Annotated in this window: 15 protein-coding genes; 8 read left to right on the top strand and 7 right to left on the bottom strand. The window is 64.1% G+C overall.

Annotated features, from left to right (window positions below; genetic code table 11):
- Nucleotides 1-22: 22 nt before the first annotated feature.
- Both FJ978_RS02860 and FJ978_RS02855 read left to right on the top strand, forming a co-directional pair.
- Nucleotides 23-1036, top strand: coding sequence for a type II secretion system F family protein (locus FJ978_RS02860; RefSeq protein WP_140570039.1), 1014 nt, complete (start codon nucleotides 23-25; stop codon nucleotides 1034-1036).
- Between the two features lie 9 nt (nucleotides 1037-1045).
- Nucleotides 1046-2065, top strand: a complete 1020-nt coding sequence (locus tag FJ978_RS02855) for a type II secretion system F family protein (RefSeq protein ID WP_140570037.1) — start codon at nucleotides 1046-1048, stop codon at nucleotides 2063-2065.
- 167 nt (nucleotides 2066-2232) lie between these two features.
- Here the strand turns inward: FJ978_RS02855 and FJ978_RS02850 are convergent, their stop codons facing one another.
- Nucleotides 2233-3063, bottom strand: coding sequence for a tetratricopeptide repeat protein (locus tag FJ978_RS02850; protein WP_140570035.1), 831 nt, complete (start codon nucleotides 3061-3063; stop codon nucleotides 2233-2235).
- A 128-nt stretch (nucleotides 3064-3191) separates the two neighbouring features.
- Here FJ978_RS02850 and FJ978_RS02845 point away from each other — a divergent pair, with 128 nt between their 5' ends.
- The 5 genes from FJ978_RS02845 (at nucleotide 3192) to pdeM (ending at nucleotide 9342) form a co-directional block, all read left to right on the top strand.
- Nucleotides 3192-4556, top strand: a complete 1365-nt coding sequence (locus tag FJ978_RS02845; RefSeq protein WP_140570033.1) for a leucyl aminopeptidase family protein — start codon at nucleotides 3192-3194, stop codon at nucleotides 4554-4556.
- A 74-nt stretch (nucleotides 4557-4630) separates the two neighbouring features.
- Entirely contained in the window at nucleotides 4631-4981 is a 351-nt protein-coding gene (locus FJ978_RS02840; RefSeq protein ID WP_140570030.1) for a MarR family winged helix-turn-helix transcriptional regulator, read from the top strand.
- 27 nt (nucleotides 4982-5008) lie between these two features.
- Nucleotides 5009-5869: an NlpC/P60 family protein gene (locus FJ978_RS02835; protein ID WP_140570026.1), complete on the top strand. Its 861-nt coding sequence runs from the start codon at nucleotides 5009-5011 to the stop codon at nucleotides 5867-5869.
- A gap of 225 nt (nucleotides 5870-6094) precedes the next feature.
- Nucleotides 6095-8629: a ligase-associated DNA damage response DEXH box helicase gene (locus FJ978_RS02830; protein ID WP_140570022.1), complete on the top strand. Its 2535-nt coding sequence runs from the start codon at nucleotides 6095-6097 to the stop codon at nucleotides 8627-8629.
- The gene (gene pdeM / locus FJ978_RS02825; RefSeq protein ID WP_013897299.1) at nucleotides 8626-9342 is read left to right on the top strand and encodes a ligase-associated DNA damage response endonuclease PdeM; all 717 of its coding nucleotides are present in this window, start codon (nucleotides 8626-8628) and stop codon (nucleotides 9340-9342) included. Before FJ978_RS02830 ends, pdeM begins: the two co-directional genes overlap by 4 nt.
- 2 nt (nucleotides 9343-9344) lie before the next feature.
- Here pdeM and FJ978_RS02820 read toward each other — a convergent pair whose 3' ends face one another.
- Genes FJ978_RS02820 through FJ978_RS02810 form a run of 3 tightly spaced genes read right to left on the bottom strand, consistent with a single transcriptional unit; the run spans nucleotide 9345 to nucleotide 13945 of the window.
- On the bottom strand, nucleotides 9345-10280 hold the full coding sequence (locus FJ978_RS02820; protein ID WP_013897298.1) for a DmsC/YnfH family molybdoenzyme membrane anchor subunit: 936 nt from the start codon (nucleotides 10278-10280) through the stop codon (nucleotides 9345-9347).
- A gap of 3 nt (nucleotides 10281-10283) precedes the next feature.
- Nucleotides 10284-11018 carry a 4Fe-4S dicluster domain-containing protein gene (locus tag FJ978_RS02815; RefSeq protein WP_013897297.1) on the bottom strand — a complete coding sequence of 245 codons (735 nt, stop codon included), beginning with the start codon at nucleotides 11016-11018 and terminating at the stop codon, nucleotides 10284-10286.
- Nucleotides 11015-13945, bottom strand: a complete 2931-nt coding sequence (locus FJ978_RS02810) for a molybdopterin oxidoreductase family protein (protein WP_181176683.1) — start codon at nucleotides 13943-13945, stop codon at nucleotides 11015-11017. The genes FJ978_RS02815 and FJ978_RS02810 overlap by 4 nt, the downstream gene beginning before the upstream one ends.
- Nucleotides 13946-14211: 266 nt before the next feature.
- Here FJ978_RS02810 and FJ978_RS02805 point away from each other — a divergent pair, with 266 nt between their 5' ends.
- Nucleotides 14212-15114 carry a LysR family transcriptional regulator gene (locus FJ978_RS02805; RefSeq protein WP_140570019.1) on the top strand — a complete coding sequence of 301 codons (903 nt, stop codon included), beginning with the start codon at nucleotides 14212-14214 and terminating at the stop codon, nucleotides 15112-15114.
- A gap of 143 nt (nucleotides 15115-15257) precedes the next feature.
- On the opposite strand, the gene FJ978_RS02800 is transcribed toward FJ978_RS02805, so the two are convergent.
- The 3 genes from FJ978_RS02800 to FJ978_RS02790 form a co-directional block, all read right to left on the bottom strand.
- A complete protein-coding gene (locus tag FJ978_RS02800; RefSeq protein WP_140570016.1) occupies nucleotides 15258-16514 on the bottom strand; it encodes an Hsp70 family protein in 1257 nt (418 codons plus the stop codon).
- Between the two features lie 184 nt (nucleotides 16515-16698).
- Nucleotides 16699-17490, bottom strand: coding sequence for a TIGR02186 family protein (locus FJ978_RS02795; protein WP_140570013.1), 792 nt, complete (start codon nucleotides 17488-17490; stop codon nucleotides 16699-16701).
- Nucleotides 17490-18413 (bottom strand): sulfite exporter TauE/SafE family protein, encoded by a 924-nt coding sequence (locus tag FJ978_RS02790; protein WP_140570009.1) that lies wholly within the window; start codon nucleotides 18411-18413, stop codon nucleotides 17490-17492. The genes FJ978_RS02795 and FJ978_RS02790 overlap by 1 nt, the downstream gene beginning before the upstream one ends.
- Between the last annotated feature and the right edge of the window lie 174 nt (nucleotides 18414-18587).

The raw sequence follows: 18587 nt of genomic DNA, 5'->3' as shown, positions 1-18587 counted from the left end.
GCAGGCGTGAAGGTTCTGGTCGATGTTTGGAATTGACGGCACCGTATTGGCGTTTGTCGTGCTCGCCGGCTTCAGCGCCGGCGCGGTCGCCTATGCATTTCTGTTCAACCAGATCAGCAATGAGAGACAGACCGGCAAGCGGCTTGAAACGATCAAGGCCGCGGAGACGGACCGTTCCGTTGTCAAGGCCACGCGCGACCGCGCGACGGACGCGGCCAAGCGCCGCAAATCGGTCCAGGATTCGCTCAAGGAGCTCGACGAGAAGCAGAAATCCAAGGACAGCGCCATCAAGAAGCCGCCCCTGAAGGCCCAGCTTCGCCAGGCTGGGATGAAGGTTCCGATCGAGCGTTTCTATATCTATTCCGCCATATGCGGCATCGCGCTGACAGTGCTCGCGTTCGTGGCCGGGGCGCCGCTGATCGTCTTGCCCGGCGTGCTGCTGGCCGGTGCGCTCGGCCTGCCGCGCTGGTTCGTTTCATTTCGCCGCAGCCGGCGCGTCAAGGCGTTCCTCAACGAATTTCCAAACGCGCTCGACATCATCGTGCGCGCCGTCAAATCCGGCCTGCCGCTGAACGATGCAGTGCGCCTGATCGCCAACGAAGCCCCCGAGCCGGTGAAGACCGAGTTTCGCCGCATCGTCGATTCGCAGCAGATGGGCCTGTCGATCCCCGACGCAACCTTGCGCATGCCCGAAACCATGCCATGCACCGAGGCGAGCTTCTTCGGAATCGTCATCCAGATCCAGTCGCAGGCCGGTGGCAATCTCTCCGAGGCGTTGGGCAATCTTTCGCGGGTGCTTCGTGATCGCAAGAAAATGAAGGCCAAGGTCCAGGCGCTGTCGATGGAGGCAAAGGCGTCGGCCGCCATCATCGGCGCGCTGCCTTTCATCGTCGCGTTTCTCGTCTACCTGTCGAGCCCGAGCTACCTGATGCCGCTGTTCAACACCAGCGTTGGAAATCTCATCCTCGGCTGTTCGGCAGTCTGGATGTCAATCGGCATCCTGGTGATGCGCAAGATGATGAACTTCGAGGTCTAGGATCGCGACATGACCGATCAAGTCATCAAATCACTGACCGATCCGAGCCTCCTGATCGCGCTGCTCGTCGCCATCGCGGTGTTCGCGACCGTCTTTACACTGCTGCCGGCGTTCAGCGGAAACCAGCTCAAGTCGCGCATGAAATCGGTCGCGCTGGAGCGCGATGAGCTTCGCGCCAAGCAGCGCGCGCGGCTGGCCACCGAGGCCGATCGCCGGCGCAAGGGCTTGCGCGAAGAACAGTCGGTCGGCATGCGCAACATTGTCGACCGGCTCGATCTGCGCCGCGCCCTTGCCGACGAAAGCACCTTGCAGAAGCTCAAGGTTGCCGGCTTTCGCGGCCAGAATCCGCTGACGCGGTTTCTGTTCTTCCGTCTCGTGCTGCCTTTCGTCGGCTTGGCGTTGGCCCTGGTCTACATATTCGTGCTCGGAGGATTGCCCGATAAGCCATTGGTCATCCGGCTGTTCGTTTGCATCCTCGTTGCCTATGCCGGCTTCTATGCGCCGGTTGTCTATGTCAACAACCGCGCCACCAAGCGCAAGCAATCGATCCAGATGGCGTGGCCGGATGCACTCGACCTGATGCTGATCTGCGTGGAATCGGGCATGTCGGTCGAAGCCGCGCTCCGCAAGGTCGCCGACGAGATCGGCGCGCAATCGGTGGCACTGGCTGAAGAGTTCATCCTGACCAATGCGGAGCTTTCCTATCTGCAGGAACGCAAGCAGGCTTACGAGAATTTGGCCAGCCGCACCGGCCTGGAATCGGTCAGGTCGGTGTCGCAGGCACTCGTCCAGGCCGAGCGTTACGGCACGCCGGTGGCGCATGCGTTGCGCGTGCTTGCAGCCGAGAGCCGCGACCAGCGCATGAACGCCGCCGAGAAGAAGGCGGCAGCCCTGCCGCCAAAGCTCACCGTGCCGATGATCCTGTTCTTCCTGCCGGTGCTTTTCGCCATCATTCTGGGTCCCGCCGGCATTCAGGTCAGCCAGCGCGGCATCTTCGGCAGCGATCATGCGTCATCGACTGCCGAGTAACGGCGGCACATCCCTGCATGACATCTAGAAAAAGCCGCGCTGAACCAGGCGCGGCTTTTCATTCATGGTCGCAACGGATTTCGTCTCATGCATGTCGCCCAAAACTGCGCATGCATGAAATAGTGACTTGAGCGTGCCGGCTGAAATCAGCTTTCGGCGCGGCGCGGTCAGTTGGTCGCGGACTTCGACTTGTCCTTGTCCTGGTCCTTGAGCTGGCTCCAGGCATTCTGCTGCGCCAGCATGTGCCTGAGATAGGCGACATTGGCCTGAGCCTGCTCGGGCGAGAGCTCCTGCGAGGCGATCTTCTCGGCTTCGTCGAAGCGGCCTTGCAGGCCGACGACGAGCGCGAGGTTCTGGCGCACGCGGCTGTCGGCGGTGGGTTGCTGTGCGGCCGAACGCATGTAGGTCTCGGCGGTGCGCAGATCGCCTGCCAGCACATAGGACATGCCGAGATTGGAGAGAACCGAAGGCTCGTTCGGCTTGAGTTCGAGCGCCTTGCGATAGTCCTGGCGCGCCTGGTCCTTCTGGCCGAGTTGATCGAGGATGGCCGCTTCCGCCGACACCAGCCTCCAGTCGGGATATTCCGGCGTCTGCGCGCGCTGCACGGCGTCGAGCGCCGCTTCGAACTGGCCATTGGCGGCCAGCGCCTTGCCATACGAGGCGAGCACGTCGCGATCCTTGGGGTAGGCGATCGCCAGCTTGCGCATCACGGCAAGCGACTGGTCGGCATCGCCGTCCATCTGCAGCGCGGCCGCGAAATTGGTGGCGATTCGCTTGTCGTTGGGGTTCCTGGAGTAGGACTGGCCAAGGGAAGCGGTGGCATTGTGGAGTTCGCCCGCCGACATGGTCTCCAGCGGTTTGCCGCTGGTGGTGCGGCCGATCGAGCCGGTGGTGAGATTGCTGGTTCCACAGCCGGCGACACCCGCCGCGAGCGCCAGCATGAGGGCCGTGGTGATCAGCCGTTTTCCCCTGGCCTCGATCGTGCGGTTGGTCGGCATCGGCCTTGGGCCTCCATTCGTGCGCGCGGCCATTGCGTGGCCATCTTTCCTCCCGCAGAAATATTCTGTTAACCCTAACGGACGGTTAAGAAACGCCGACTCGCCAGGGGTCGGCAGGAGAACATCGGATGCCTGTCGAACTCGTCGAGAAGAAATTGCAGGGCGCGCTGCCGGTCCATCTGGTCGCCAGGGATGGCCTGGAGGCCGCGGGTCTTGCGCCGTCCATGGCCGCCTGGGCCAGGGTCAACGGCTTTTCCGGGGAGGCAGGCAGGACGCTGGCCGTGCCCGGCGAAAATGGCGCGCTCGCCGGTGCCTTGTTCGGTCATGGCGACGGCGATGGCGCGCTCGCGCTCGGGGCGCTGGCGAAAGCCCTGCCCGAAGGCGACTGGCATTTCGCCTCGGGGCCGGCCGATCCGCAGCTTGCGGCAATCGCGTTGGTGCTCGGCGGCTATGTCTTTACCCGTTATGGCAAGAAGCAGGGCAAGACGCTGCGCTTCGACCTGCCGGCCAGTGCCGATGCAGCGCGCGTTCGCCGCATCGCCGATGGTGTCTTCCTGACACGCGACCTGGTCAACACGCCGACCAGCGACATGGGGCCGGACGATCTGGAGGCGGCGGTGCGCACCCTGGCCGAGGTCCACAAGGCCGAAGTCTCGGTCATCAAGGGCGACGACCTGCTTGTGCGGAATTTCCCGATGATCCACGCCGTCGGCCGCGCATCCGTCGGCGCGCCGCGCCTGATCGACATGACATGGGGACGGCAAGGCGCACCGAAGGTGACGCTGGTCGGCAAGGGCGTCTGTTTCGACACCGGCGGTCTCGACATCAAGCCGTCATCCGGCATGCTGCTGATGAAGAAGGACATGGGCGGTGCGGCCAATGTGCTTGGCCTGGCCTCGATGATCATGGCAGCCCGGCTGAACGTGCGGCTGCGCGTGCTGATCCCGGCGGTCGAGAATTCCATCGCCGGCAACGCCTTCCGGCCGGGCGATGTGCTGGCGAGCCGCAAGGGCATCTCAGTCGAGATCGGCAACACGGACGCTGAAGGAAGGCTCGTGCTGGGGGACGCGCTGGCGCTGGCCGATGACGAGGAGCCTCAGCTGCTGATCGACATGGCAACGCTGACCGGAGCTGCCCGTGTCGCGCTCGGCCCTGATCTGCCGCCGTTCTACACCGGCGACGAGACGCTGGCTTCCGACCTGGCGGCGGCTTCCGCCGCGGTCGAGGATCCGCTGTGGCGCATGCCGCTGTGGCGGCCCTACGAGGCGAAACTGTCGTCGAAGATCGCCGACATCAACAATGTCACATCGGACGCTTTCGCCGGTTCGATCACGGCGGCGCTGTTCCTCAAGCGCTTTGTCGAAAGGACGGCGAGCTGGGCGCATTTCGATATCTTCGCCTGGAGCCCCGCCGACCGTCCGCATGGCCCCGCCGGCGGCGAGGCGCAGGGTATTCGGGCGTTGGAGCGGATCATCTCTAAACGCTTCGGCTAACGGATAGGATCATGGTTCAACAACAAGGTTGAGACTGAAACGGAACCGAAACAATTTGCCGTCATGCTGGACGGATGTCGATTGCACTGCGCCCGAGCCAGGCCTTGCGACTGTGGCAGCAAGTGATGCTGTCGCAGGTGCGCGACGATGCGCCCGACCTGACCATGCGCCAGACGGCGATCCTGTTCACCATCTATCTCGATCCGCCGCCGCACACGGTGCGCGGGCTCGCCGCCCGCCTCAACGTCACCAAACCGGTCATCACCCGCGCGCTCGATACGATGGGCGCGCTGAAGCTGGTGTCGCGCCATCGCGACGAGCTCGACAAACGCAATGTGCTGATCAAGCGTACGGTCGAGGGCGCGCTCTTTGTCGAGCGCTTCGGCGATGGTATCATTGCCAGAGCCCACGAACTGCCGATCTAACCAACCAACCTTGACCGAGTTGCTGATTTGACTGCCAGGGATGCCCGCCTTCACGCCTTTCGTTCCGACCTTGCCGATGCAAGATTGAAAGGAGAGGTTACCGCCGACCGCTTTGTCGCCGGCCGGCCGGCCCGGATCACCGCCTCCGTTGCCGATCTGCGCAAGGCGCCGCGTCCGGATGCCGGCATCAACACGCAGCTCCTGTTCGGTGATGATGTCCTCGTCTTCGAGGACAGGGAAGGCTGGGCCTGGGTCCAGGCCGAGCGCGACGGCTATGTCGGCTATATCGCCGACATGATGCTGGGCGGACGCGACCGCGCGCCCACCCATATCGTCTCGGTACCGCGCACCTTCCTCTACCCTGGTCCGGACCTGCGTTTCCCGATCGCCGGACAGCTGTCGATGGGATCGACGGTAACCGTGGCAGGTGCCGCCGAAACGAGGGGCACGCACTATGCTGTCCTGCCTTCCGGCGAGGCCGTCATATCAGGTCACCTTCGGCCGATCGGTGAGAGGGCGAGCGACTATGTTTCGGTGGCCGAGATGTTTCTCGGCACGCCCTATCTCTGGGGCGGTGTTTCCGGCTTCGGCATCGATTGCTCGGGCCTCGTGCAGCTGGCGATGCGCATGGTCGGCAAAAACGTGCTGCGCGATTCCGACATGCAGGCGGCAAGCATCGGCGAGCCGCTCGATTCGGGCGCTGATTTCTCAGAATTGCGGCGCGGCGACCTCGTCTTCTGGAAAGGCCATGTCGCCGTCATGACCGATGCCGGGACCATGATCCACGCCAATGGCCACACCATGCTGGTCTCGCGCGAAGGGCTGAAGGACGCCATCGCCCGCATCGGCTATCTCTATGGCGGGCCGACCGGGTTCAGGAGGCCGTAGCACTGATCTTCCCTTCTCCCCTTGTGGGAGAAGGTGTCGCCGAAGGCGACGGATGAGGGGTGTTCCAGGGAACGCCAACGTCTCACTCCGCTGGAACACCCCTCAACCGTCTCGGCGCTGCGCGCCGATCCACCTTCTCCCGCAGGGGGAGAAGGAAGAACAGCTCGATCCCCTTTTGTTCCGATTTTCCTTGGCGTTGGCTCGCCGTCGCGCTACCTCTGGCGCGTGACAGAGCAGCCGCGCCTTGCCGACCAGAATGCCAGTGTGGCCCTGCCCGAACCATTCCTCGGATGGTTCGGCGGGAAAGGCTGGTCGCCGCGCGCCCATCAGATCGAACTCCTGGCGAAGGCCCAGGCCGGGCAATCGGTGCTGCTGATCGCGCCGACGGGCGCCGGCAAGACGCTGGCCGGGTTCATGCCGTCGCTGACCGAACTCGCCGTCAGGCCAAAGCGAAAGCCAGGGCAGGCGCATCGCGGCATCCACACGCTCTACATCTCGCCGCTGAAGGCGCTGGCTGTCGACATTGAGCGCAACCTCGGCAAGCCGGTGGAAGAGATCGGCCTGCCCATCACCATCGAGACGCGCACCGGCGACACGCCTTCCCACAAGCGCCAGCGGCAGAAGCTGGTGCCGCCCGACATTCTGCTCACCACACCCGAGCAGTTGGCATTGCTCATCGCCGCCTCCGACGCCCGGCGCTTCTTCGAGGATCTGCGCTATGTCGTGCTCGACGAATTGCACTCGCTCGTCACGTCGAAACGCGGTCATCTGCTGGCGCTCGGGCTGGCGCGGCTACGCGGCTACGTGCCCGGCCTGCAGACGATAGGCTTGTCGGCGACGGTCGCCGAGCCGGACGAATTGCGGCGCTGGCTGGTTAGCCAGAATCCACCCGGCGATATGTCCGAATTGATCGTTGTCACCGGTGGCGCGAAGCCTGAGATTTCCATCCTCGATTCCGAAGAGCGCGTGCCTTGGGCAGGACATTCGGCGCGCTACGCCACGCCGGAGATCTATCGCGAGATCAAGCGCCACAAGACGACGTTGCTGTTCGTCAACACCCGCAGCCAGGCGGAGCTACTGTTCCAGGAATTATGGCGGGTCAACGAGGACACCCTGCCGATCGCCCTGCATCACGGCTCGCTCGATGTCGCCCAGCGCCGGCGCGTCGAGAAGGCGATGGGCGAGAACGCACTGCGCGCCATCGTCGCCACCTCGACGCTCGATCTCGGCATTGACTGGGGCGACGTCGATCTGGTCGTGCATGTCGGTGCGCCGAAGGGGGCGAGCCGACTGGCGCAACGCATTGGCCGCGCCAACCATCGCATGGACGAGCCGTCGAAGGCGATCCTCATTCCGGCCAATCGTTTCGAGGTGCTGGAATGCCGGGCAGCGCTCGACGCCAACTATCTCGGCGCCCAGGATACACCGCCGCTGGTCGATGGCGGGCTCGATGTGCTGGCGCAGCACGTGCTCGGCTGCGCCTGTGGCGCGCCGTTCCGTGCCGATGATCTGTTCGAGGAAGTGCGAACGGCGGCGCCCTATGCCAGCCTCGACCGGCCCACCTTCGACCGCATCATCGATTTCGTCGCCACCGGCGGCTACGCGCTGAAAAATTATGAGCGCTACGCCCGCATCCGCCTCAACAAGGATGGGCTATGGCGCGTCTCCAATCCGCGCGTCGCCCAGCAATACAGGCTGAATGTCGGCACCATCATAGAAGTGCCGGCGCTCAACGTGCGCTACGTGCAGGCTGGCAGCAAGGGCTCGGCCTCACGCGGTGGCCGGGTTCTCGGTAAGATCGAGGAGGCTTTTCTCGAAACCTTGACGCATGGCGACACCTTCATGTTTGCCGGCAAGGTGCTACGCTTTGAAGGGATCCGCGAGAACGAATGCTTCGTCTCGAATGCGCCCGGCAGCGATGCCAAGGTACCCTACTATGGCGGCGGCAAGTTCCCGCTTTCGACCTACCTTGCCGAGCAGGTCCGCATCATGCTGGACGACCCGGGGCGCTGGAAGAAACTGCCCGAGCAGGTGGCCGACTGGCTGAGCTTCCAGGCCGACAAATCGGTGCTGCCAAAACGCGATGATCTGCTGATCGAGACCTTTCCGCGCGGCAATCGCCATTATCTGGTCGCCTATCCCTTTGAAGGCCGGCTGGCGCACCAGACGCTCGGCATGCTGCTTACCCGGCGTCTTGACCGGGCGGGAGCCAGACCACTCGGCTTCGTCGCCACCGACTACGCGCTGGCCATATGGTCGCTGGCTGATATGGGCGCGATGTTCAAGGCCCGGAAGCCCTCGCTCGGTGCGCTCTTCGACCAGGATATGCTTGGCGACGACCTCGAAGCCTGGCTGGCCGACAGCTGGCTTCTCAAGCGCACCTTCCGCAACTGCGCGCTGATTTCCGGACTGATCGAGAAACGCCACCCGGGCCAGGAGAAAAGCGGCCGCCAGGTCACGGTATCCACCGACCTGATCTACGATGTGCTGCGCAGCCACGAGCCCGACCATGTTCTGCTGCAGGCGACACGTGCCGATGCCGCGGCCGGCCTGCTCGATGTCAGCAGACTTGCCGACATGCTCTCGCGCATCCAAGGTCGAATCGTGCATAAGGATCTGGAACAGATTTCGCCGCTTGCCGTGCCGATCATGCTTGAGATCGGCACGATGCCCGTGAATGGCGAAGCCGATGAAACGCTGCTGATGGATGCCGCGACGCTGGTCGCAGAGGCCATGGGGCCGGAGATGGTCGAGGAATGAACTTTTCGCTGGCGCGGACATCGCTGATCGCCGAGGCCGACCTTGTCGGCATCGCCGGCGAGAGCGCGGTCTGCGATCCGCGCGGCGTGCTCTACTTTCCCGAGCTTCGGCTTCTGGCGGTATCGGACCTGCATCTCGAAAAAGGCTCGTCGCTGGCAAGGCGCGGCACGCTGATCCCGCCTTACGACACCGGCGCGACATTGCTGCGGCTGCAGGCTGTGATATCAGATTATCAACCCTCGATCGTCATCAGCCTGGGCGACAGCTTCCATGATGGCGGCGGCGCCGAGCGCATGCATGCGAGTTTTCGCGAGCGGCTGGAAGCGCTGATGGCAGGCCGCGACTGGTTCTGGGTCGCCGGCAATCATGATCCCGAAGCGCCGGCCGACCTGCCCGGCGAGACCGTGCGCGAACTGGCGATCGGCTCGCTGCTGTTCCGGCACGAGCCATCCAAGCTGCGCGTCGAGGGCGAGATATCGGGTCACTTGCATCCGTGCGCGCGCATCGTACAGCAGGGCCGCTCGGTGCGCAGGCGCTGCTTTGCCGGCGACGGTGGCCGCATGATCATGCCGGCCTTTGGCGCCTATACTGGTTCGCTCAACGTGCTCGACCGCGCCTATGCCGGGCTGTTCCGCCTGGAATCGCTGATGGCCTACATGCTTGGCGTCGACCGCATCTTCGCCATCTCCGGCTCGATGCTGCGCCCCGGCTGACCTCAACGTCCATAGTAGAGCGTGACCGTGTGCTTCGCCTCGGCGAAGAACAGCCAGCGCTCGACCAGCATGCCGGCGAACTGGACGATCGCGGCGAGCACCGACGGCACCGCTGCAAAGGGCCAGGGCAGGGCAAAGGTGACGGCGAGAAGCAGGACTGGCAAGGCAAAGGCCAGAGCTTGCGTGATCTGGCGCAGGCGTGCGCCATGCTTGCGCGCGATGCGAAAACCCATTTCCTTGAGCAGGTAATTTTCTTCGGTATGCGGCCACTCCAGCGATCGCACCGTGCCGCCGGCAAGGCCGGTCGCGGTGTTGGCGGTGGTCGGGATCTCCAGTCGGTCGTTGTAGCGCCATGTCGCCAGCTTCCAGCCCCAGCCGATCACGGTCAGCAGCACACAAGCCGTCAGAAGCGTCTTCGAACCGATATCAAAACTCTGCAGCAGCGCATTCAACAGCACGCTGCCGGTCATCGCCGAGAAGATGAGATAGCCGGGCAGGGTGAAGCGGCTGTGCCACTGGGCGATCGGCTTCAGCGACGCGTAGATCATGCCTGTGGTGCAGACGGTGACTACCGCGCAACAGGCCGTCAGAATTCCGGCAATGCCGACCCAGCCGTCCGTGCGGCCCAAGAACACCCAGCCGATGCCGAACAGCCCCGCCGGGATGAAGGTGATGACGGAGGCAACGCCTTCGCGCGACAGCCATGAACTGCGCCATTGCGAGAACGCCCGCCAGGCGCGTTCGGGCCTGCCGAGATGGCCGGTCGAAGACAACAGTCCAGCCGCGACCAAGCCGAGCGCCAGCCCCAGGCCGATGAGGCCGAGCCAGAAATCGGGCGGGATGATCTGGAGGCCTCCGAGCACGCCGAGCAGCGCCAGAAGGCCGTAGCCCGCGCCTGTAGCAGTGGTGAAGAAGACAACGGAAAAGGCTGGATGCATGTTCTAGTTCGAAAGCATGCGGTCGACCCAGCCGAGGAAGCCGCCCTCGGCCCGCACCGGCTCAAGCGCCTTCGCGGGCACCGATGCGGCGCGTTGCGTGTGGGCGCGTGGCGGCAGGTATTTGTTGGTCGGATGATAGCCGAGTTCCGGCATCAGGTCGACGCCGCCGCGCTCCGCCACCAGTTGCGAGACGGCCGACTGGGGATCGCCGAGATCGCCGAAATGCCGGGCGCTGGTCGGGCACGCGGCGACGCAGGACGGTACGCGGTCTTCTTCGGCCAGATTGTCATTGTAGATGCGGTCGACGCAGAGCGTGCACTTCTTCATCACCCCGACATCGGTGTCGAATTCGCGGGCCCCATAAGGGCAGGCCCAGCTGCACAGTTTGCAGCCGATGCACTTATCCTCGTCGATCAGCACGATGCCGTCCGAGGCCCGCTTGTAGGAGGCCCCGGTCGGGCAGACGGTGACGCAGGCCGGCGTCTCGCAATGCAGGCAGGAGCGTGGGAAGTTGACCGTGCGCCCGCCCATCTCGGTGGTGTGCTCGTAACTGTGCACGCGGTTGAACCAGACGCCGTCGGCATGGCCGCCATAGGGATCGATGTCGGTCAGCGGCGCCATGTGGCCGCCGGTGTTCCACTCCTTGCAAGCGGTGACGCAGGCCTGGCAACCGACGCAGGTGTCGAGGTCGATGACCAGGCCGAGCCTCTTGTCGGTGTGGGTGGGAAGGCAGGTCATCCGGTGGTTTCTCTTTTCGTGCGGAATTCGGCGCCGAAGCTCAATTTATCGGGCGCGGGCTCGAAATGCGGTGGCTGCTGGAAACGCTCGAATTGCGGTTCGGTGAAGCCGGATTCCTCATCAGCGCATTTGACGATGCGCACGCGCAGATCGAACCATGCCGCCTGGCCGGTGACCGGATCGGAGTTCGAATAGCGTTTGCCCTGCGCGTCCGCCGCGGTCTGGTCGCCGATGACATGGTTGAGCAGGAAGCCGCGATTGCTCTCGGCCGCGTCGTCCTTCAGCCCCCAGCTGCCGCGCCGCTTGCCGATCGCATTCCAGGTCCAGACCGTGCTTTCGTTGACGCCGTCGATCAGCTTGATCTGCCCCTTCACCTTGCCATTGACGCTTTCGATCCACACCCAGTCATCGTCGGCAAGACCGAGGCCGGCGGCGGTCCGGTGATGCACGAACAGCCGGTTCTGGCTGGTGATTTGCCTGAGCCACGCATTTTGCGAACCCCAGGAATGATACATGTGCATCGGCCGCTGCGTCAGCGCGTGCAGCGGGTATTTTTCGAGGTCGACGGCCGCTTCCTCGAACGGCATGTGCCAGAACGGCAGCGGGTCCATGTAGGTCTCGATGCGCTGGCGATCACCCTCTGGCGGCAAGACGCGGCCGTGGCCTCGCGCGGCGAGGCGGAAGCGCTGCAACGGCTCGGAATAGAGCTGGAAGACGATCGGCTCCGCCGTGGGGATGAAGCCCATCTGCACGGCGAAGTCGAGATAGGAGCGGTTGGCCATCTTGTAGTAGCGTTGGTCGTCAGCGAAGTCGTGGTGCCAGAAGCCGCCATTGTCGATGTAACGCTGCAACTGGTCCGGATTGGCCTCGCCCTTGCCGATCGACGTCCCGTCCTTGCCGCGCCAGCCGGCAAGCGGCCCGATGCCCGGCGTGCGCTCGTGGTTGACGATGTAGTCGGCATAGTCGGCATATCTGGCCGAGCCGTCGTCCTTGACGAAACCGGGCAGGCTGAGCCGTGCACCGAGTTCGATCAGCACCGACTGGAACGGCCTGACATCGCGGTCCGGCTCGACGACGGGATGGCGGATGGCATCGCCCGGCCCGTCGGCATGGCTGATCGGCCGGTCGAGCAGGCTGATGCAGTCATGCCGCTCGAGATAGGTGGTGTCCGGCAGCACGAGATCCGCGAACGGCACGGTCTCGGAATAGTAGGCGTCGGAATAGATGATGAAGGGGATCTTGTAGTTACCCGCATCATCGCTGTCGGTCAGCATGGCCATGGTCTCGACGGTGTTCATCGAGGAGTTCCACGCCATGTTCGACATATACATCATCAGCGTGTCGATCGGGTACGGATCGCCGGCCCAGGCATTGCGGATGACGGTGTGCATCAGGCCGTGCGCGGCCAGCGGCGCCTCCCACGAATAGGCCTTGTCGATGCGAAGCGGTGTGCCTGTTTCGTCGACCAGCAGATCGTCCGGCCCACAGACGAAGCCAAGCGGCATGCCGTCGAGGGGCGTCATTGCCTTGCTTGTCTTGCCGGCGGGTTTTGGGCCCGGCGGTGCCGATCTGGGGTAGGGCGGCTTGAAACGGAAGCCGCCGGGAACATCCACGGTTCCGAGCAGCACCTGGAGCAGATGGATGGCGCGGCAAGTGTGAAAGCCGTTCGAATGGGCGGAGATGCCGCGCATGGCATGCATCGAAATCGGCCGGCCCTTGATCGACTCGTGCCGGCGCCCGGCCCAATCGGTCCAGGCTATCGGCAATTCGATCGTCTGTTCGAAGGCGACATGGGCGAGCTCGGCCGCAATCCGGCGGATCGTATCGGCCGCAATGCCGCAACGCTCTGCCACCGCATCCGGCGCATGGCTCTCGTCAAGGTAGCGGCCGGCAATGAGCTGGAACACCGGCGTGCAGCGACGGCCGCCGACCTCGAAGCTGCCGGTCAGCGCCGGCTTCGCCTCCGGATCGGTTGCCTTGACGGAGGTCTTCGGCACCCTGTCCCAGGCCAGCGGATTGCCGTCGGCGTCGCGGACGAACAGACCGTCGTCGGCAGCACCTGGCTCCTGGACGACGAGGATATGGGCATTGGTGTAACGGAGCAAATAATCGAGATCGACGCGGCCGGCCTTCAGCAGTTCGTGGATGAGGGCGAAGACGAACAGGCCGTCGGTGCCCGGCCGGATGCCGATCCAGTCGTCGGCAATGGCATTGTAGCCGGTCCGGCACGGATTGATCGACACCACCTTGGCGCCGCGCGCCTTGAGCTGGCCCAGCCCGATCTTGATCGGGTTGGAATCATGATCCTCGGCAACGCCGAACAGCATGAAGTATCTGGTGTTGTCCCAGTCGGGCTCGCCGAACTCCCAGAACGAACCGCCGATCGAGTAGAGCCCGCCGGCCGCCATGTTGACCGAGCAGAAGCCGCCATGGGCGGCGAAATTCGGCGTGCCGAACTGGCTCGCCCACCAGCCGGTCAGGGATTGCGACTGGTCGCGGCCGGTGAAGAAGGCGAGTTTTTTCGGATCGGTCCGGCGGATGGCGGAGAGCCGTTCCGTGGCGATCACGAACGCTTCTTCCCACTCGATCTCGCGGAACTCGCCAGAGCCGCGCGGGCCGGTGCGCAACAGGGGCTTCTTCAGCCGGGCCGGGCTGTAGTGCTGCATGATGCCGGAGCTGCCCTTGCCGCAGATCACGCCGCGATTGACCGGATGGTCCTTGTTGCCGTTGATGTAGCGGACCTTGCCGTCCTTGATGTGCACGTCGATGCCGCAGCGGCAGGCGCACATGTAGCAGGTGGTCTTGGCGATGCTGTCGGAAACATCAGGCGAAGTGTCGACGCCGTCGCCTTCATCAGGCGCGCGCGTGTCCGCCAGCGGGAGCTGCGATGGTGCCGAATTCGCGCCGCGCGGTGGTCCGTGCATCATGATCCAGTGCGCGCGGATTTGGCCCGCGTCTTCGGCCCGGGGCCGCGCATGTAATGCTCTTCCGGGTGGTAGCGATCGCCGGTCAGCCGTCGCCTTATGCCACGGGCCCAATGGGCAAACAGGGATCTGAACCGCCCGATCATTTTATTCGCTGCGACCTGATGGCCAATTTTTTCTAACTTCGACTGAAAAAGTAGAATAAAGCTATCGATCCGTCTAATCAGTTGTTCTTGTAAATTCGATCGATATTGGTTCTTAATGCGCGCATGACCCTGGACCAGTTGCGCATTTTCGTCGCCGTCGCCGAGCGCGGCCACATGACCAAGGCAGCGGAGCTTTTGGGCATCTCCCAGTCGGCGGCATCGGCCGCCATCCGCGCGCTCGAAGAGCAGCACGGCGTGCACCTGTTCAACCGCGTCGGCCGCAACATCGAACTGGCCCAGACAGGCCATCGGTTCCTGCCGGAGGCGAAGGCCGTGCTCGAGCGGGCCGCCGCCGCCCGCAATGTGCTTGAACATGTCTCGCAGACGGTCGCGGGCAGTCTCTCGATCGCGGCCAGCCTGACCATCGCCAGCTACTGGCTGCCGCGCCGGCTGGCTTCCTTCCACGAAGCCTATCCGGCCGTGAGGCTGAGCGTCACCATCGGCAACACCAGGCAGGTCGAGGCCAGCGTGCTGGATGGAACCGCCGATCTCGGCCTGGTCGAGGGGCGCACCGAATCCGACATATTGCGCCGCGCCAAGGTCGATACCGACAGGCTGATGCTGGTCGTTGCCAGCTCCCACCCCGAGATCGCCGAAACCGCGCCCGGCCATCCCGACATCAGGGGCCTGCGCTGGATCATCCGCGAGGGCGGATCGGGCACGCGCGAGGTTCTGGAGGATCTGGCGCGGCGCGAGGGGATTTCGCTTGCCGACCTGCAGATATTTCTGGTGCTGCCCAGCAACGAGGCGGTTCGCCAGGCGGTCGAGGCAGGTGCCGGCGCCACCATCATTTCGGACCTGGTCGTCGGCCGCGCCGTTGCCGAAGGCAGCCTGCGGTCGGTGCCGCTCGAACTGCCGAAACGCGACTTCGCCATGATCACGCACCGCGATCGCCAGGCAAGCTTGGCCCAGATGGCGCTCAAGGCGCATCTCGGTGCCGAAACGACCGGATCTGCGCCAGCATAAGGTTCGTTGAGATTCAGGTCAGGCCGTGCCGAAAATGGTTGGTTCCGAGAACCGGAACGGAGCGTACGTTCGGGTACGCGAGTACCGGAAGCGCAGGAAACGGCCATTTGCAGGCCGGCATCACCTGAATATCAACGGACCGGTCAGCCGAACTTCCGCTGGGCATCGAGAGCCAGGCCAAGCCCGACCGAGCCGAACATGTCGCCCTCGATGACGGAAGCCTGCGGCACCAGCGACAGGATCTCCCGTCTTGCCAGCGGGATCGCGGTCGATCCGCCGGTCAGGAACACCGCGGTGATGTCGGATGGTTTGACCCCCGCGTCGCGGATGGTCTCGCCGACCGTTGCGGTGACCCGCTCGATGTCCCTGGCGATCGTGGCGTCCAGCCCGCCGCGCGTGATCTCGGCGGAGAAGTCCGCGCCCGGCAGCTTCACCGTCACCTCGGCGGATGATCTGTCCGTCAGCTCGATCTTGGCCTTTTCGACCAGAGCCGCCAGCGCGTGCCCATAACGATGCTCGACGATGTGGATGAAACTATCGACCAGGTCGGCGCGCACGGCCTCGTAGCGGATCTGGCGCAGATGCGTCATCGCCTTGGCGGTGTAGACCAGGTTGATGCGCTGCCATGTCGCGAGATCGATGAAATAGCTGGCCGGCAGATTGCGCTTGCCGTCCTTGGTCGGGGTCAGGTAGCCGAGCCGCGGCATCACATGGGCAATGCTCAGCAGCCGGTCGAAATCCGTGCCGCCGATATGAACGCCCCGGCTGGCCAGGATGTCGTCCTTGCGGTCCAGCGAGCGGGAGCGCTCCGGCGAGACGCGCACGACCGAGAAGTCGGACGTGCCGCCGCCCATGTCGATGATCAGCGCCAACTCCTCGCGCGTGACCCTCTGCTCGTAGTCGAGCGCAGCGGCGATCGGCTCGAACTGGAAAGCAATGTGCTTGAAGCCCTGGGCGTGGGCGGCCTTTTCGAGGTCGCCCTGCGCATTCGCATCGGCTACCGGATCGTCGTCGACGAACTGCACCGGCCGGCCGAGCACCACCGTCTCGACCACGTCGCCGGCGTCTTCTTCCAGCCTCTTCCTGAGATGTCCGAGGAACAGGCCGATGATTTCCATGAAGCCGATCGAGCGCGCCTTGATGCGCGTCTTTTCGTGCGCCAGCGAACTGCCGAGCACGCTCTTCAGCGAGCGCATCAGCCGGCCTTCGACGCTGTCGGTGTAGTTGGCGATGGCCTGGCGGCCAAAGCAGATGCGGCCGTCCTCGAAATTGAAGAACACCGCGCTCGGCAACGTGACCTGGCCGTTTTCAAGCCCGACGAGGCGCGGCTGCCCGTTGCGGACCACGCCAACCGTGGAGTTCGACGTGCCGAAGTCGATACCGGCGAATGCTGGTCGCAAGGCAGCCTCCTGTCATTGGTGGCAGGCAGCGGATCGGCGCTCGCGGAAGAAGCGTGCGCTGCGGTCCGGGCGACCGAACCACTCTGCCGGATTGACCACTCTGCCGAATTGAATTGTTACCCGTCGGGCGGGGGAGGTGCGGTCTACAGCATGATCCGGAAAAGGGGAACCCCTTTCAGATGCCTCAGTCCCTGCGGAAGACCAGCCTGCCGAGCCAGCCCGTCAGCATGGCCAGCGATATGGCGAAGACGCCGTAGAGGAAGGCATATTCGTGGGCGACGCGGAAGATCGACTGTTCGAAGCCGGACTTGCGGATTTCGAGCTGGGCCGAGCTCTCCTTGATGAACAGGCCGCTCTTGAACAGGAACGCGCGGGCTTTATGGGTGCCGACCGGCACGTTCGGCGCCAGCCTGACGGTGGCGCGGAACAGGTTCTGCGACAGGAACTGCACGCCGCCGACATTCTCGCTGTAGAGGCCGGCTGCCGCCTTGCGCTCGCGCAGGGCGGCGGTGAATTCCTCGATCGTCGCCGGGCTGTCGCCGGCATCGGCGGGCTGCATGTAGAGGTTGGAGGCGCCGAGCGACAGCTGCTTATAGCTGTTCGGTTCGGTGATGTCCTGCAGCGGCCGTGTCGTCGCCACCGAATAGGAGACCGGCACGTTCTCGAAGGTTTCCGATTCCAGATTGACCCAGACGCCGAGCACCCGGTCCTTGCGGCGCACCACCACAGGCTTGGGCGGCCCTTCGAGCACGACGATGACATCGTAGCGGCCCTGGCGGGCAACCAGCGGGTCGGGGTTCTCCAGCGAACCGAAAATGGTCAGGTCGGCACCGGAAAAGCCGGCGGTGATCGAGACATTGTCTGTGGAGAGCCCGATCTGGATGCCTTCCGTCAGCGGCGTCTGTGCCTTCGCCGGCAAGGCGGCCACGAGCAAGGACAGGAGAATGGCGGTTGCGAATGCGTTAGGGCCCGCCATCAGTTGAGACCCGCGCCGGACAGCGAATATAGGTTGGGCGGCGTGACGAACAGGCCGATGGCAAGCCTTATCGCCACTGCCAGGACCAGCAATGCCAGGAGCGCCCTTAATTGCTCGCCGCGCAGCCTCTGGCCGGCCTTGGCGCCATATTGCGCGCCGGCCACGCCACCCGCCATCAGCAGGAAAGCCAGCATCACGTCGACGGTCTGGTTGGTGCTGGCGTGAACCAGCGTCGTGTAGGCGGAGGTGAAGATGATCTGGAACAGCGACGTGCCGATAACCACATTGGTCGGCACTTTGAGCAGATAGATCAGCGCCGGCACCATGATAAAGCCGCCGCCGACGCCCATGATGGACGACAGGAAACCGATGCCGGCGCCAAGGCCTAGCACCGGGATGACGCTGACGAACAGTTTCGAGGCCCTGAAGCGCATCTTCAGCGGCAAGCGGTGGATCCAGTTGTGCTGGCCGGATTTCTTCATAACCGGTGCCGCACCGCTGCGCGTCGCGCGCAGCGCATTGACGCTTTCGACCAGCATCAGTCCGCCCACGGTGCCGAGCAGCACGACGTAAAGCAGTGAGATGAACAGGTCGAGCTGGCCGAGCCTGCGCAGGAAAGCGAACACGAAGATGCCGCCGGTCGAACCGACAACGCCGCCGGCCAGAAGCACCCCGCCGAGCTTGAAGTCGAGCGTACCCCGCTTCATGTGCGACAGCGCACCGGAGAAGGAGGAGGCGATAACCTGATTGGCGCCCGTGGCGACCGCGATCGCTGGCGGAATGTTGTAGAAGATCAGGAGCGGGGTGATGAGGAAGCCGCCGCCGACGCCGAACATGCCCGACAGGAATCCCACCGCGGCGCCCATGGCCAGCAGCACGAAGACGTTGACGGAAATTTCCGCAATCGGGAGATAGATGCCCACCCGTCAGTCTCGATCAGTTTGCCTGTCGGCGAATACAGCCGTTGCGGACAGTCTCGCATCGAAAAGCCAATTTTTTCTTGCGCCGACGCGGCGGCGGGGAAAAACCCCGTCACCGGGCCGAAACAAAAAACATCTCAATCAGTTAACAGGCAAATGTGTGGCAAGGGCGTCGTG

Origin of the sequence: Mesorhizobium sp. B1-1-7, assembly GCF_006442705.1 — a bacterium.
Taxonomy (GTDB): Bacteria; Pseudomonadota; Alphaproteobacteria; order Rhizobiales; family Rhizobiaceae; genus Mesorhizobium; species Mesorhizobium opportunistum.
The sequence above is the reverse complement of the archived record's forward strand: the minus strand, read 5'-3'. Positions and strand labels throughout refer to the sequence as shown.